This window comes from Rhodococcus sp. SMB37, from assembly GCF_004345605.1.
Taxonomy (GTDB): domain Bacteria; phylum Actinomycetota; class Actinomycetes; order Mycobacteriales; family Mycobacteriaceae; genus Rhodococcus.
In genome coordinates, this window is record NZ_SLVY01000007.1 from 211,720 (window position 1) to 227,693 (window position 15,974).

At 66.6% G+C, this 15,974-nt stretch carries 13 protein-coding genes and 1 pseudogene; 6 read left to right on the forward strand and 8 right to left on the reverse strand.

Annotation, left to right across the window (positions count from 1 at the left end):
• Positions 1-110 precede the first annotated feature (110 nt).
• Together EV641_RS14095 and EV641_RS14100 are read right to left on the reverse strand one after the other, a co-directional pair.
• Positions 111-992, reverse strand: a complete 882-nt coding sequence (locus tag EV641_RS14095) for a glycosyltransferase family A protein (protein WP_132472416.1) — start codon at positions 990-992, stop codon at positions 111-113.
• A gap of 93 nt (positions 993-1,085) precedes the next feature.
• Entirely contained in the window at positions 1,086-3,512 is a 2,427-nt protein-coding gene (locus EV641_RS14100) for an ATP-dependent Clp protease ATP-binding subunit (protein ID WP_132472418.1), read from the reverse strand.
• 130 nt (positions 3,513-3,642) lie between these two features.
• On the opposite strand from EV641_RS14100, the gene EV641_RS14105 reads away from it, so the two are divergent.
• On the forward strand, positions 3,643-5,943 hold the full coding sequence (locus EV641_RS14105; RefSeq protein WP_132472420.1) for a DEAD/DEAH box helicase: 2,301 nt from the start codon (positions 3,643-3,645) through the stop codon (positions 5,941-5,943).
• Between the two features lie 14 nt (positions 5,944-5,957).
• Here EV641_RS14105 and EV641_RS14110 read toward each other — a convergent pair whose 3' ends face one another.
• From EV641_RS14110 to EV641_RS14125, 4 genes are all read right to left on the reverse strand, one after another.
• A complete protein-coding gene (locus tag EV641_RS14110) occupies positions 5,958-6,848 on the reverse strand; it encodes an oxidoreductase (RefSeq protein ID WP_132472422.1) in 891 nt (296 codons plus the stop codon).
• Between the two features lie 61 nt (positions 6,849-6,909).
• Complete coding sequence (locus EV641_RS14115; protein ID WP_132472424.1) at positions 6,910-7,959, reverse strand: putative sulfate exporter family transporter; 1,050 nt, start codon at positions 7,957-7,959, stop codon at positions 6,910-6,912.
• A 74-nt stretch (positions 7,960-8,033) separates the two neighbouring features.
• A complete protein-coding gene (locus tag EV641_RS14120) occupies positions 8,034-8,717 on the reverse strand; it encodes an ABC transporter ATP-binding protein (RefSeq protein ID WP_132472426.1) in 684 nt (227 codons plus the stop codon).
• Positions 8,714-9,769, reverse strand: a complete 1,056-nt coding sequence (locus EV641_RS14125) for an ABC transporter permease (protein ID WP_132472428.1) — start codon at positions 9,767-9,769, stop codon at positions 8,714-8,716. The genes EV641_RS14120 and EV641_RS14125 overlap by 4 nt, the downstream gene beginning before the upstream one ends.
• A gap of 197 nt (positions 9,770-9,966) precedes the next feature.
• Between EV641_RS14125 and EV641_RS14130 the strand changes: the two genes are divergently transcribed.
• From EV641_RS14130 to EV641_RS29825, 5 genes and pseudogenes are all read left to right on the forward strand, one after another.
• Positions 9,967-11,160 (forward strand): sensor histidine kinase, encoded by a 1,194-nt coding sequence (locus EV641_RS14130; protein ID WP_132472430.1) that lies wholly within the window; start codon positions 9,967-9,969, stop codon positions 11,158-11,160.
• Positions 11,157-11,792 (forward strand): response regulator transcription factor, encoded by a 636-nt coding sequence (locus tag EV641_RS14135; protein ID WP_132472432.1) that lies wholly within the window; start codon positions 11,157-11,159, stop codon positions 11,790-11,792. Before EV641_RS14130 ends, EV641_RS14135 begins: the two co-directional genes overlap by 4 nt.
• A 93-nt stretch (positions 11,793-11,885) precedes the next feature.
• A complete protein-coding gene (locus tag EV641_RS14140; RefSeq protein WP_158289170.1) occupies positions 11,886-13,022 on the forward strand; it encodes a sigma-70 family RNA polymerase sigma factor in 1,137 nt (378 codons plus the stop codon).
• Between the two features lie 7 nt (positions 13,023-13,029).
• A pseudogene (locus EV641_RS14145) lies at positions 13,030-13,716 on the forward strand (transposase); the annotation flags it as partial.
• A 100-nt stretch (positions 13,717-13,816) separates the two neighbouring features.
• A complete protein-coding gene (locus tag EV641_RS29825) occupies positions 13,817-14,044 on the forward strand; it encodes a zinc ribbon domain-containing protein (protein ID WP_241997219.1) in 228 nt (75 codons plus the stop codon).
• A gap of 15 nt (positions 14,045-14,059) precedes the next feature.
• On the opposite strand, the gene EV641_RS14150 is transcribed toward EV641_RS29825, so the two are convergent.
• Positions 14,060-14,932, reverse strand: a complete 873-nt coding sequence (locus EV641_RS14150) for an oxidoreductase (RefSeq protein WP_132472436.1) — start codon at positions 14,930-14,932, stop codon at positions 14,060-14,062.
• Positions 14,922-15,914, reverse strand: coding sequence for an alpha/beta hydrolase family protein (locus EV641_RS14155; protein WP_241997208.1), 993 nt, complete (start codon positions 15,912-15,914; stop codon positions 14,922-14,924). Before EV641_RS14155 ends, EV641_RS14150 begins: the two co-directional genes overlap by 11 nt.
• Positions 15,915-15,974: the final 60 nt, after the last annotated feature.

The following is a 15,974-nucleotide window of genomic DNA, read 5'->3' on the forward strand; positions in this document are numbered from 1 at the left end:
AGGGCTGCAGCGAACTCCCGGTCCCCGCCTACGGCGGGTCCCGTTGCTTTCGAGCGCGGGGCCCGCCGGTTTCGTCTCCACCACCTTCGCACAGCTCGGCAGCGCCCGCGCTATCTTTCCTCGACACCCTCACTCACGGGCATCGTGCGCGCCTGCGGCTTGCCGAGCAGAGCCCGCAACGAGAATCGGCCGAGTTCTGGATCATAGGGCCGATACGCGGCGTAGACGAGAACGTGGAACTTCTCGTGCAGCCTCACGGCTCGGCGGATCTCCGGCGTCATCCTCCCGTGCAGGTCGAAGGTCTTCACCCCCGACTCGATGTAGGACCGGAACTCCCGCGGCGGCGTCAGCGCCCGCCTCGGCGAGATGTCCACCCGCATGTCGCTGAGCTGGACGATGGAGACCTCCGCCGCGCCCAGACACAGGGCGAGGTCGAGATCCTCGTGAATATCCGGAGCCACGCTCACGTCGTCACGAACCTTCTCCCACGCGGCTCGGCGGATCGCCATATTGGCTCCGTGCAGATTGCGATACGGTCGCTCTCCACCGAAAATGCCACGCTGAACCTGCTTTTCGACATACCACCCCTTGATTCTGCGATAGGGGGAGTCGTACGAATTGTTCAGTCCGCTGATGGCACCGACCTCCTCGGTGTCGCCCCTTCCGAAGAAGTCACACACCGCCCGGGCCCAGTGCGGACGGACACGCGTATCCGCATCGACCCGTCCGAGGATGTCGCCATCGGCTGCTTCGAATCCGGCATTTCTCGCATGCGCGACACCGGGTTTCGATTCTTGCACAAGCTTGATCTTCGGGCATCGCTCCTGCGCACGCCGTACGACGTCGACGGTGGAATCGGTGCAGTTGTTGTCGACCACGACGATATCGACGAGGTCGTGCTGCTGCTCGATCAACGCGTCGAGGCACGGTCCGATATACCTCTCCTCGTTGTGGACGGGAACGATGACGGACAATCCGGCTCGTGTGACCATGACTCTCGATGCTACCGCCCACGCAGCAATCGGCCCGCCTCAGGTGTTGCCATCCGAGGCGGGCCAATGCATCTCTTTACCAACCGTTTCCGGTCACCTGACGACCAATTCTCCGTCCTCGACGGCCACGGTCACCGCGCCGCCTTCGACGAGTTCGTCGTCGAGCAACAGATCTGCGATGCGATCATCGACCTCGCGCTGGATCGCGCGACGCAACGGCCTGGCACCGAACTCGGGTTGGTGCCCACGATCGGCGAGCCAGTCGACGGCCACACCATCGATATCGAGATCGATGCCCTTGTCCGCCAGCTTCTTCCGAGTGTCGCCGAGTAACAGATCGGTGATGCGCCGCAGCTGCTCATCGTCGAGCTTGCGGAACAACACGATCTCGTCGATCCGGTTGAGGAACTCCGGTCGCATCGTCTCCCGCAACCGAGCCATCACCCTGTCGCGCAACGGCTTCTCGGCCGCCTCTGCATCACCGGTGGTGAAACCGAGCGCGCCACCGCGGCTCGAGATGATGTCCGATCCGAGGTTGCTCGTCATGATCACCACGGTGTTGCTGAAATCGACCGTGCGGCCTTCTCCGTCGGTCAGGCGACCGTCGTCGAGGACCTGGAGGAGCGTGTTGAACACGTCCGGGTGCGCCTTCTCGATCTCGTCGAGCAGCACCACCGAGTACGGGTTGCGCCGGACCTTCTCGGTGAGCTGGCCGGCTTCGCCGTACCCGACATACCCGGGAGGGGCGCCGACGAGACGACTGACCGTGTGCCGCTCACCGAACTCACTCATGTCGACGCGCAGCATCGATCGCTCGTCTCCGAACAGCACCTCCGCCAAGGCTTTCGCCAGCTCGGTCTTGCCGACACCGGTCGGCCCGAGGAACAGGAAGCTGCCCACCGGCCGGCCCGGATCGCTCATCCCCGAACGACTACGACGGACCGCGCGTGCCACCGCGCGGACGGCTTCGTCCTGTCCGACGACACGCTCGTGCAGTTCGCTCTCGAGGTTCCGAAGCCGGTCCTTCTCGCCACTCGTCATCCGGGTGACGGGAATACCCGTTGCGCGGGAGACGATCTCGGCGATCAGCTCCGTGTCGACCACGGGGACATCGGCGTCGTCGCTCGCGGGTGCACCCGAGTCGATCCTGGTCTGGACCTTGACGATCTCGTCGCGGATCCGCGACGCCTCCTCGTAATCTTCGGATGCGACGGCAGCGTCCTTCTCCGCCTCGAGCGAGACCACCTGCTCGCGGAGCGCATCGGTGTCGACCCGCGGGGTGCGCAGCCGCAGCCGCGCTCCGGCCTGGTCGATCAGGTCGATGGCCTTGTCGGGAAGGTGCCGGTCCGGCAGGTACCGCACCGACAGGTCCACTGCGGCCTCGATCGCCTCGTCGGCATACCGGACACCGTGGAACTGTGCGTACCGGTCGCGGAGTCCGAGCAGGATGGTGACGGCATCGTCGTGCGACGGCTCGCCCACCGTGACGGGCTGGAATCGCCGCTCGAGCGCCGGGTCCTTCTCGATGTGCTTACGGTATTCGTCGAGCGTGGTCGCGCCGACGATGTGCAGTTCGCCGCGGGCGAGCTTCGGCTTGAGGATGTTGCTCGCGTCCATCGAGCCCTCACTGCCGCCACCACCTGCACCGACGACGGTGTGCAGCTCGTCGATGAAGACGATCAGCGCACCCTCCTGCGCGGTGATCTCGTCGAGGACCGAGGTGAGCCGCTCCTCGAAGTCACCGCGATATCGGGTACCGGCCACCATCGAGGTCAGGTCCAGCTGGACGATGCGCTTGTCGCGCAGAGTGTCCGGGACGTCGCCGTCCACGATGCGCTGGGCCAGTCCCTCGACGATCGCGGTCTTGCCGACACCTGCTTCACCCACGAGCACCGGGTTGTTCTTGGTGCGACGCGAGAGAATCTCGATGGTCTGCTCGATCTCGTCGGCACGACCGATGACGGGGTCCACCCCACCCTTTCGAGCACGATCGGTCAGGTCGACGCCGTACTTGTCGAGGGTAGGCGTAGACGATTCCGTCTCCGCCGGTGCCGCAGGTACCGGCTGGAGCGCGGTCTGCAGCGACTGCGGGGTGACCCCCAGCGACGCGAGCAGACGCCCCGGCGCGCGAGTCTGGTCGGCAGCGAGCGTGAAGAACAGGTGTTCTGGATCGATATACGTGGATCCGAGGGCACGCGACAGCTGATGAGCCTCGAGCAGCGCGGTCTTCACCGCACCGCTGAGGGCAGGTGCAGTCACACCGCTCCCGGAATCACCCTGGGGGAGTCGCTGCTCCACGGCCTTGATCACGTCGGCGGGATCAGCACCGGAGCGGGTCATGACAGTCCGGGCCGGGTCCTGCTCAGCCATTGCACGCAGAACGTGCAGGGCATCGAGATCTGCGTCGCCGCGTTCCGCTGCGAAACGCGCCGCATTGGCCATGAGCTCTTGCGTCCCGCGGCTCATGAAGCGCGAGATATCGATGCGGCCGGGGCCACCAGGCCCGAAGAATGACGGCATTCCGAAGCCTTTCTGTTGAACTTGAGTCGTACTTACTCAACTAACGTGCACAACAGGCAATCAATTCCCCAGATCATGTGATCCACAGCACACCTTCGCGGCGGCCGGAGTGTCCGCGTAGCGTGGACACGTGCACACGCAGTACGGGCCGCAGCTCACGCTGTTCGCCGCCGAGCTCGACTTCGTTCTCGATGAATTCCAGATCCGTGCCTGTCGCGCACTCGAGCACCACCGCGACGTCCTGGTCTGCGCACCGACCGGCTCCGGGAAGACGGTCGTGGGCGAATTCGCCGCCCATCTCGCCCTCCGGTCGAACGGGGCGTGCTTCTACACCACACCGATCAAGGCACTGAGCAATCAGAAGTTCCACGACTTCGCCGAACGATTCGGTGACGACCGGGTGGGCCTGCTCACCGGCGACCTCACACACAATCCGGACGCACCGGTGGTCGTCATGACCACCGAAGTCCTGCGGAGCATGCTGCACGGCCACTCCCCACTGCTGACCGGCCTGACCCACGTCGTCATGGACGAGGTGCACTATCTCGCCGACAGCGAGCGCGGAGCGGTGTGGGAGGAATCGATCCTGCATCTCCCGACGTCCGTACGACTCGCGAGCCTCTCGGCGACTGTGAGCAACGCCGAGGAATTCGGCGAGTGGATCGCCCGCGTCCGCGGCGAGACGACCGTGGTCGTCGAGGAAACCCGCCCGGTGCCACTCACTCAGCACATGCTCGCGGGAGGTCGCCTGTTCGATCTGCTGTCGCCACTCGACGGGAGTGTCGACGACAACCTCGACCGCTACATCGCGCATCGACGCCTCGTCGAGGCAGCTCCGCCACCGGCCTCCGGGCGCAGACGCCGCGTGCGACGCAGCCACCGGCCCGAGCCGGCCGGAGCCGACCGACCCGAGATCGTCGCACGCCTGGAAGCCGAACAGCTACTGCCTGCCATCTGGTTCCGTTTCAGCCGCGCCGGGTGTGACGCCGCCGTCACCGAATGCCTCGAGGCCTCGGTGCGGCTCACCGACGGATCCGACCTGTCCGAGATCCGGTCCATCGCGGAGAAACACACCGCCACACTGCCTCCCGCCGATCTCGATGCGCTGGGCTACGCCGACTGGATCGACGGGCTCGAGCGCGGTTTCGCCGCGCACCACGCGGGCCTCGTCCCCGCATTCCGGCACACCGTCGAAGAACTGTTCGCCCGCAACCTGGTGAAGGTGGTCTTCGCGACAGAGACACTCGCGGTGGGTGTGAACATGCCGGCCCGGACGGTCGTGCTGGAACGTCTCGTCAAACCGACGGCCGACGGGCCGGTACGGCTGACTGCCGGCGAGTACACCCAGTTGACCGGCCGCGCCGGCCGGCGCGGCATCGACGAACAGGGACATGCCGTGGTGCTGTGGAGTCCCGATATCGCCCCCGCAACGGTCGCCGGGCTCGCCTCCACCCGCACCTATCCCCTGCACAGTTCGCTGCGCGTCGGATACAACACGGCGGTCAATCTCATCGACGATCTCGGCGTGGACGGTGCTCGTGCGCTGCTCGGGCGCTCGTTCGCCCAGTTCCAGGCGCAGAACTCAGTCGCTGCGCTGGCAGAGACCGCCCGGGTCAACACGGCGACCCTCGCGGCGCTCGATGCGCAGCTCAGCGAGGCCGACGGATTCGCCGAATACCGGAGCCTGCGCGACCGGCTCGCCATTGCCCGCAGCACCGCACCGGCCGACACGGTCACCGTGCTCGCGCGTGCGGTCCGCTCTCATCCCGGTCACCGCCGAGGCGACCGCGACCGTCTGCTCGCACTCGCCGCCCGGCGCAGTGCCCTGCACACAGACACCGAACTGCTACTCGCACAGGTTCATACGGTCTCGGGGCAGCTGGTCGAGACGTTCGATCGCACCCTTGCACTGCTCGACGAACGCGGGCACGTCCTGCACGACCCCTTCAGCGGGCACGCGCACGTCACCGACGACGGGCATCGACTCAGTCGAATCTATTGCCGCAGCGATCTTCTCGTATCCGAGTGCCTACGCACCGGGGCCTGGTCCGGTCTCGAACCTGCCGAGTTGGCCGCGGTTGCGTCGAGCGTGCTCGGCGAGAATCGCCGTCGCACAGCCACAACCGCGGGGCGGACGACACCCGCGGTCGACGAGGCGCTGCGCGCGACGGTCCGGTTGTGGGGCGAACTCGCCGCCGCCGAGGAACGGCACGGTCTGACGGTGAGCCCGGAGCCCGATCCGGCTCCGGTTGCTGCGATCTACCGGTGGGCGCGCGGCGACGGACTCGCCGCAGCACTGCAGGCGGCCTCCGATTCGGGGCACTCGGGCGGAGATCTGGTCCGCCACTACCTGCGGACACTCGACCTCGTCGACCAGACCCGGCTGTGCCGCCGGAACGCACTACCGCTCGTGCCGTCCACGCTACTTTGACCTCCTCGTCGGCGTCATTCCGACAACATGTCCACACCGCACAGCTTCTCCGACAGTGCCCACAACCTCGATGCAACGTCTTCGTCCCTGGAACGAGCGCTCGACTGCACCCTCTTCGGATGCCCGCGCATCTCGAAGAACGAGTCGGGACCGTAGAAGCCACCCGGCTCGACGTCGGGGACCGTCGCCGCATACAGCGACGGCAACGCGCCCATTGCGGGTGACTGCCCGATGATCGGCGTCGAGAGCTCCATGAGCTTTCCGTACAGGGTCTCGCTGCGGAACTGCAGATTGGTCGACGAGTACCCCGGATGCACAACCAGTGAGCGCACCGGCGACTCGCGCTCGGTCAGGCGTCGTTGCAGTTCGTACGCGAACAACAGGTTGGCGAGCTTCGACTGTCCGTACGCGAGCCAGCGGTCGTATCGCCGGTGCTCCCAATTGAGATCGTCGAGATCGATCCGTCCGATCCGATGCATCGCGCTGCTCACCGTCACGACCCGGTCGGTGATGCGTCCGAGCAACAGTGCAGTGAGCGCGAAATGCCCGAGGTGGTTGGTGCCGATCTGCATCTCGAAGCCGTCGGCGGTCCGCCGCAGCGGAACTGCCATCACACCCGCATTGTTGATCAGGACGTCGACCACCTCGTGCGACGCGGCGAGGCCGTCGACGAACTCGCGCACCGAGTCCAGATCGGCCAGGTCCAGCCGGCGCACCTGAACGCCGTCACCCAGTTCGGCCGCGACCTTTTCGCCTTTCCCGACATCGCGGCATGCGAGCACCACGCGCGCACCCGCCGCAGCCAGGGCCCGTGTCGTTTCGGCGCCCAGTCCGCTGTTCGCGCCCGTCACGACGAACGTCCGGCCGGTCTGATCGGGGATGTCCTGCGCAGTCCATGCCACCATGACGGCCAGACTACGGGTGACTGGGCTTGCGGAACAGATATCGGTGCTGCCGGAGCAGCGGTCAGGACCCGAGACCCGCGAGGAACACCCCGGCCAGCGCGATCGACGCGACCCACACGGTCGAGATCGCGGCAAGCACGAAGGGTCGCGCACCCACCTTCTTGATGGTCACTACGTGCACACCGGCGCCGAGGGCAAACATCGCCGCGGTGAGCAGCGCGGTCTGCACGACGGACGCCACGTCGAGTGCAACGTCCGGAACCAGCCCGGTTGCTCGCACCGCAACGCACACGAGAAACGCTGCAACGAACAGCGGTACCAGGGGCGGGCGGTGCGCGTCTGCTCCGGAGTCGGTGAGCCGACGACGCACACCGAGAATCGCGATCACCGGCGCAAGCATCATTACCCGAGCCAGCTTCGTCACCGCGGCCACCCCCAGCGCCGCACCACCGATCACTCCGCCTGCCGCAACGACCTGAGCGACCTCGTGGATCGAGCCTCCCGCCCACACACCGGCAGCCTCGTCGGACAGGCCGAGAGCCTGCGCCAGCAGAGGTACGGCGGGTATCATCAAGGTTCCGAAGATCACCACCAGCGCGACGGCGGTGAGCACCTCTTCCTCTTTCGCGTCGACGACACCGTCCACAGCGGCGACGGCTGCCGCGCCGCAGATCGAGAATCCACACGCGATGAGGATGCGCTGGGTCCACGTGAGCCCGAGCAGTCCGCCGACGAACATCGTTCCCGAGATTCCGAGGGCGACCACGGCGATCACCACGACGATGACCTTCCAGCCGAGCCCGAGCACGTCCGCGAGGAGTAATTGCAGACCGAGCAGTGCGATGCCCACACGCAGCAGGCGCTTGGCCGAGAAGGTCAGACCCGGGCGCACACGCTGGGGAAGGTCGACCACGTTCGCAACGACCGCGCCGAGAACGATCGCGATCAGCAGCGGGCTGACGGTCGGGAGAAACGCGTTTATTCCCATCGCCGCCGCCGTTGCTGCCGCGCACAGCGCAAGTCCCGGCGCGAGGTCGGTTGCCGCCGACAGCCGGCTCGAGCCTCGGGTCGGAGCCTCTGACGGGGGCGCGGTGACAGTGGGGGTGTGCATACGTCGACTCTGCGCTGCATCGGCACATGCCGATAGACGTCACTCGAGCATGAGAACATATCGAACTGATATGCCTACGCCCTCGGACATGCACCTACAACATGACCGTCCGCCACCTCGACCACATCGTCGACCGCGACGAGATGAGCACGATCGTGGGTGACCAGGACGGTCGCCGCGCCTTGCCGATGGGTGAGCCCGACGATGAGGTCGACGATCTCGGCGCCACGGTCGTGATCGAGCGCGCTCGTCGGCTCGTCGACGAGAAGCACCGGCGGCTCGTTCATCAACGCGCGCGCAATATTGACGCGCTGACGCTGCCCCCCGGAGAGCTGATGCGGGCGCCGTTCCGCCCGACCGGCCAACCCCACCGCGTCGAGGAGAGCCAGGGCCCTACCGCGGGCCGCGGACACGGACCGTCCGTCGATCGCGGCGGTGACCTGGAGTTGCTCGACGGCGGTCAGTGACGGCAGAAGATTCGGCTGCTGGAACACGATGCCGATCTTCTTACGACGCAGATCCGCCAGCGCACCGCGGGACATACCGGCCGTGGATGTCCCAGCCACGGTGACCGTGCCGGAGTCCGGTGCGATCAAGGTCGCGGCGACGGCGAGCAGGCTCGACTTCCCGGAACCCGACGGACCGACGACCGCGGTGACGTTGCCGGCTTCGACGTCGAGGGTGACGCGGTCGAGCGCGACAAGACGCTCGTCGCCGTCCGGATAGGTGAGAGTGACATCGGTCAGGTTCAGGCTCATCGGGCACTTCCCAGGGCAATCAGAGGGTCGACGGAGGTGACACGGCGGACCGCGAGGGCTGCACCGGCAGCTCCCAGCGCGATCATCACCGCTGCAGGAATCAGGACTGTCGAGAGCGACAGACCGAAGGGGACGGAACCGGAGATCACCGCGCCGAAGGCCGCAGCGAGACCGGTACCGACGAGAGTGCAGACGGTCAGCAGAACCACCGCCTGCCCGAGAGCATCACGCAGCAGGACGGAGGTCGGGGCTCCGAGCGCCTTCAACACGGCGATGTCGCCGCTGCGCTGGACCGTCCACACGGTGAAGAACGCACCGATGACGAGCGCGGAGATACCGAACAGGAACACCCGCATCAGCTGCAGCGATCCGTTCTCCGAGGTATACGAACCGATGGCGGACAGCGAGTCGCCCTTCGAGACGGTCTCTGTTCCGATACTCAGATCAGCTGCGGTGCTGTCGAATCCGTCGACGACATTCAGTGCGATCACCGTGGCGGCCGGTTCGGTGAGAGCGGTCCACACAACTGGGAGGTGACCGAAGGAGTCGTCCCCGTGCACCGCCGTCACATTCAGCTCGCGATCGTTGACCGTGATCCGGTCGCCGACCACGGCTGCCAGGTCCTCGGCAGCCGTCTCCGACAACACCGCCGATTCTTCAGAGACCGGTTCACCGCCCGGAACGAGGCTCGATCCTGCATCGACGGCGAACATCGACACCGTCCCGGTCACGGGACTGCTCGGCGATCCTGCCGTCACCCTCGTGGTGGAAATGGCAAGAGGCTCGGCGCCGGTCACCCCCGGGGCATCGGCCCACTGTCTCCACTGCTCACTCGTGAGGGTGGAGTTCGTGAACGACAGGGCCTCGCCGCCGGGATCGGAGAACACGAGGCGATCGACGGGCAGATCCGTGATGGCGGAAATGTTCTGGCGGGCGAGTCCGGCCGTCAGACCGGACAACAACCCGACCAGGAGGGTGATCAGGACGATGACGGCCGCCATGAGGGCGAATCTGCCCTTGGCGAATCTCAGGTCTCTCCAGGCGACGAACACGGTGCGGCACACTCCTATGGCTGAATCGGACGGGGCCGAATACGAACGGAGTCGGTATCGGATGTCCTCCACTGTCGTCGCAGCAGCCCCTGTGATCATCTGGCGACCGTGGTGACTTTCCGGATCGAACTGAGGCGTTCGGCCTCTACCTTTCGACAGATGTCGATGCGCGGCGAAGTCCGTAAACTGGCTCGACAGTGAATACTTCGACGACCGCCACCAAGGTCCTGGCCTGGTGCCTGCACCTGCTCGTGATCGGCCTGCTTGCCCTGACGGTCGTGCGCGCGGTAGCGGGCGACGCTCCTGATGCGGGCGCGGTGGCCACCGTGTCGGTCGTCCTTGCCCTGACCTACGCAGCAGGGCCGCTGCTGCCGGTCGTCGCACGGTCCACGCGCGCGGCGGCGCTCTGGCTCGTCGCAGTCGGCGTCGTCTGGCTGGTTCTGATGTCACTGTCCGCGGAAGGCCTGTGGCTGGCATTCCCCCTGTACTTCGTGCAGCTCCACCTGCTGCCGCGGCGCTACGGGCTGGTCGCGGTGGCCGTCACCGCGATCGGGGCCGTGGCGGGGTTCGCCCTCCACCAGGACACCGTGACACCTGCCGCGGTGATAGGTCCGACGCTGGGCGCAGCGGTCGCCGTCGCCGTCGTGTGGGGATACCAGACCCTGTATCGGGAGAGTGACCAGCGTCGGATGCTGATCGACGAGCTGACTGCGACACGCGCCGACTTGGCGGCCGCACAGCACCGCGCTGGTGTCCTCCAGGAACGCGAGCGACTGGCGCGCGAAATCCATGACACTCTCGCTCAGGGCCTGTCCAGCATCCAATTGCTGCTGCGCGCCGCCGAACGTGCGCTGCCGGATCGCACCGATGCCGCTGCAGACCTCGTTGTGCAGGCCCGGACCGCCGCTGTGGACAATCTGGCCGAGGCTCGGCGGTTCGTCGCTGCCCTGACTCCCCCGGCACTCGAGGGCACGACCCTCGCCGACGCACTCGATCGCCTCTGCACGACCACATCGGCGCGGCACGGCCTCGATGCCCGGTTCGACCTGACCGGGACCCCGGTTCCCCTAACCACCGCCCATGAGGTGGCGTTGCTGCGTGTCGCACAGTCTGCGCTCGCGAACACCGTGAGTCACGCCGACGCCACGACAGTGAAGATCACCCTCAGTTTCCTCGACGACCAGGTCGCTGTGGACATCGTCGACGACGGGCGCGGATTCGACCCCGCCTCGGTACGCCCTCCGGGGCCGGACGGCGACGGTTTCGGGTTGGCTGCCATGCGTGCACGCATACTCGATCTCCGGGGCACGTTCACCCTCGAGTCCGAACCCGGGACAGGCACTGCCCTCGCTGCTCGTCTTCCACTCCCCACGATCGAGGTGGATCCGTGACAGGTGAACCCATCCGACTGCTGCTCGCCGACGATCATCCCGTCGTCCGTGCCGGGTTACGCGCCGTGCTCGAGACCGAGCCGGGTATGACCGTGGTCGCGGAGGCCGCGACAGCAGAGGAAGCTGTCAATCGCGCGGCGGAGGGCGACATCGACGTCGTCGTCATGGATCTTCGGTTCGGTGGTGGTATGACCGGCGCGGAGGCCACCGCCGCGATCACCGCCCGCCCCGACGCGCCGCGGATCCTGGTCGTGACGACCTACGGCACCGACGCCGACACGCTGCCCGCGATCGAGGCCGGCGCGACCGGGTACCTCCTCAAGGACGCTCCGCCCGAAGAGCTCGCCGCGGGGATCCGCACGGCTGCGGCCGGACGCACCACTCTGGCGCCCGCCGTGGCCGATCGACTCGTCACCCGGTTGCGCAATCCGGGCACCGCGCTGACCCGACGCGAGGTCGAGGTCCTCACGCTCGTGGCCGAGGGTTTGTCCAACCAGCGGATCGGACGGCGATTGCATCTGACCGAAGGCACCGTCAAGTCGCATCTCGCGCACATCTACACCAAGCTCGGCGTCGACTCCCGCACCGCAGCGGTCGCGACGGCCACCGAACTCGGCTACATCCGCCGCTGACGGATCCGCGTAGGTCCAGGCGGCCGGCGCGCCGATTCCCTCGTAGACTGCGCCGAACGACACGACCGATTCAACATGCGGAAGGTTCGACGATTGAGCCGGCATTCGGGAGGAACAGATCGCTCGCTCGTCTCGGCGCTGCGCGCGAAGGTCGGCGACGCTGCTGCCGACGTCTACGACCTGCACGGCGAGACGCTGTACGGGTACGTGCGCGGGTTCCTCGATCCGTCCACCGCCTCCGACGTGGTGCACGATGCGGTGTGGATCGCGATCGATCGGATCCGGACGCTGCGTGATCCCGACATGTTCCGGCCGTGGCTGTACGCGATCGCGCGGTCGGAGTGCGTTCGCGCCTCCAGCGGTTCTGCGCTGGGGTACGTTCCCGCCGGCCCCGAAGCGGACGTCGATTCCGAGACCACTGTCCTCGCCCCTGTGCACGCGCTGGATGCGACAGATCTCGAGGCGGTCGACCTCACCGTGCGGCACGGGTTCACCGACCGTCAGGTCGCGGCGATCATCGGCCGGGGATTCGATGTCGCCGCAGCGCTCGAGCACGCGAACGCTGTCTCCACCGACCCGGCCGGGCAACTCACTCAACTGCCGACAGCATCGCCACCGCCTTATCTGCGCGACCGTGTGCTCACAGCGCCGCCGTCCGCCGCGGAACGCACCGCAATGGGCCGCCGGATCGATCCTGTCGACCGCGCAGGTTTTCCGGCGCCAGGGCGACCACGACGCGCGATCGTCGCGTGGGGCGCGTCCGCAGCCGGGGTCGCAGCATTGGTCGCCGTCGCGGTGTTCGCATTCGTCGATCGTGCGCCCGCCGAGCAGAGTGTCCCGAGTCCGAGCGGCGCGACCCTGCGCGTGGACCTCGGGGACTACCCGCAGGGCACCACCGCCCCCGTCACGACTACACCGACCACCACACCCCCGGAGACGAACACGTCGACCGTTGCTTCGGTCCCGGTCCCCACGACCGAGGTGACCGACGCCGTGACGGAGACATCGTCGCCACAGACCTCCACCGATCCGTCGCCCACGACCGAGCCCTCCCCCACGACCACCGAGACCGGGTGGACGTCTCGACGCGACCGTTCCCGCGACAACGACTCCGACGACGAATCCGAGCGCTCGGAAACCGGCGGAAACAGCGGTGGCGGTTCGACGAATACGGCACCACCGGTATTCACGTTCGAACCCGGGGTGCCGTCCGGGCTGTCGGAGAAATAGGCCGACCATGCGCGTGACTACGGCGCGAACGTCACCGGAACCTCGCCAGGAACACACCGCGTTCCAGTCGTTCTTCACGGGCACCGCCAAATACCCACGGTTCAAGAACCGGCATTCTCGCCAGTCCGCGCACTACACCCGCTCCGCGTTCCGCATCAAAACGGACGGGTTGTGGCTGGCGAAGACCACTGCGCCGCTGAAGGTGGCGTGGTCCTGGCCCGGCATCGACCTTGCCACTCTCGACCCGACAATGGTGGTTGTCTCCCGCGAGGCCGACGGGCGGTGGTTCGTGACGTTCGCCGTCGACACGTCCGATCCCGCTCCGCTTCCGGATACTGGCGAGTCGGTCGGTGTGGACCTCGGCATCAAGGACTTCGCGGTCCTCTCGACCGGGGAGAAGATCGCGAATCCGAAGCACATGGCCCGGCACGAACGCGGCCTGCGCCGCCACCAGAGGCGCCTGGCGCGGATGCAGAAAGGCTCGAACAACCGAGCCAAGCAACGCCGGAGGGTGACACGCAAGCACTCCCGTGTCCGCGATGCCCGCCGCGACTTCCTCCACAAGACCAGCACGGATCTCGTGGCGCGGTTCGACACGATCGCCGTCGAAGACCTCGCCCCGCGCAACATGGTCCGCAACCGCAGCCTGGCCAAGTCGATCAGCGAATGCGGGTGGGGTGAGTTCCGGTCGATGCTCGAGTACAAGGCCGAGCAGGCCGGTCGCCGGTTCGTGGTGATCGACCGCTGGTTTCCCGAGCTCGCAGACGTGCAGCGTGTGCGAGTATCTGCTCGCTGTGCTATTCCTCGGGACACGCCACTGGTCGTGTCCCGACTGCGGTACCCGGCACGATCGGGACGTCAATGCCGCGAAGAACATCCTCGTCGCCGCCGGGCCGGCGGAGACACCAAACGCCTGTGGAGGCGATGTCAGACGGCACGGGTCTTCCCGTCCGCACTCGCCGGTGAAACAGGAACTCTCGGATGTGAGTCCGAGAATCCCCGTCTTTCAGGGCGGGGAGTAGTCAAGGCAGGAAGCGTCACGGGAGGAGGGGAAACGTCACGCCGGTGAACTTCTCCGACAGCTCCCAGAGCCTGCGGGCGACGTCGCGGTCGCGCGCCCTGCGCGCGATCCGGGCCTGGTGCGGTGCGCCGTACAACAGCATGTCCGGTCCGATCAGACCACCGGTCATCGACGGATCCGCCGCCGCGCACACCACCGATTCGGCGCCCTGCGCGGGAGTGCGCTGCAGGACCTTCTTGCCGAAACCGAAGAGTCCGTCGAACCACGTGCCAGTGTTGCTCCCGACCTCCGTCGCGGCATAGCCGGGGTGGGCAGCGATCGCACGCAACGGCGAACGGGACTCCGCGAGGCGCCGTTCGAGTTCCAGGCTGAACACCAGGTTCGCGAGCTTGGACTGCGCATAGGCGCCGGCTCTGCTGTAGCGGCGGTGCTCCCAGTTGAGATCGTCGAGATTCAACCGGCCGAGAAGGTGGGCAGCGCTGGACACCGTGACAACGCGCGTGGTGATGCGGTCGAGCAACAATCCGGTCAGCGCGAAATGCCCCAGGTGATTCGTGCCGAACTGCATCTCGAAACCATCCGGCGTCCGGGTCAGTGGCAGCGCCATGACCCCGGCATTGTTCACGAGTACGTCGACCGTGCGCTTACCGAGTTCGGCGGAGAACTCGTGGACCGAATCGAGGTCGGCCAGATCGAGCCGGCGCATAGACGCATTCGGGCCGATCTCCGATGCGATGCGTTCGCCCTTGGCCGTGTTGCGTCCTGCGAGCAGGACCGTTGCCCCGGCTGCGCCGAGTGAACGAGCAGTTGCTTCCCCCACACCACTGGTAGCGCCGGTCACCAAGAAGGTGACCGGCGCTACCTGTGACGCAGTGGACTCAGGCGCCAATCGACGCCTTCATCATAGGGAGCATCTCCCAGAGTTCGTCCTGCCAGTAGCCCCACGTGTGGGTGCCCGTGGCGGGGAAGGAGAAGTGTGCGGAGTCGATACCGAGTGTGGCCAGGCGGACCTGGAATGCGCGGTTCTGTGCGAGTGCGAGTGCTTCGAGCCCCATCGCGTTGGCGGTGTTGAACACGCCGATCGCGGAGTTGGGACGGTCGTGCTCGCCGGGCAGGCCACTCGATGCGGCAATCCACATCGGCAGACCACGCAGGTTCGGTGCCGCGACGAACGGGTCGTGGCGCAACCACGCCGAATCCCACGGTGGGCCCCACATGGCGTCGGAGTTGTAGCCTCCGGCGTCGAGCATCGCGATGCGGATCGCTTCACGCATGCCGGGTGCGGACAGGTTCAGGTATCCGGACAGCGAGCCTGCGAAGCCGAACTGGTCTCGGTGGTAGGCGGCGAGGATCAGTGCGGCGTTTCCGCCCATCGACAACCCGACGACCGCATTGTTGCTGCGGGAGATGCCGTAGGCGGCGGCGAGGTGATCGGGGAGATTCTGGGTGAGGAACGATTCCCACTTGTAAGTGTATTGCTGGCCGTTGATGTTGCTCGGCGCGTACCAGTCGGCGTAGAAGCTCGACTGTCCACCCACCGGCATCACGACGTTGATGCCGTTGTCGGCGAGCCATGCGGCGTTGGTCTCGTGCTCCCAGCCGCTGACATCGTCGGTGGCGCGCAGGCCGTCGAGCAGATACACGGCCTTGTTGCTGCCGTTGTTCGCGTGCCAGATACGCACCTTGATCTGACCGACGCCGCCGGGTGCTGCGACCCAGTCCTCGGAGAAGCGGGTGTACGGGTCTGCAGACGCGGTTCCGGCGCCGAAACCTGCGAAGACGAGCGTGAGCGGAACCACGATCGCCGCCACGAGCAGCCGCACCAAGGCGCGCGTTCCGCGTCGCGTTCCGTTTTCGGACGAATTCGTCACACCAAGCTCTCCTTAAACGTCTTCCCCAGAAATCACTCTCGTCACACAATATAAGTGGAC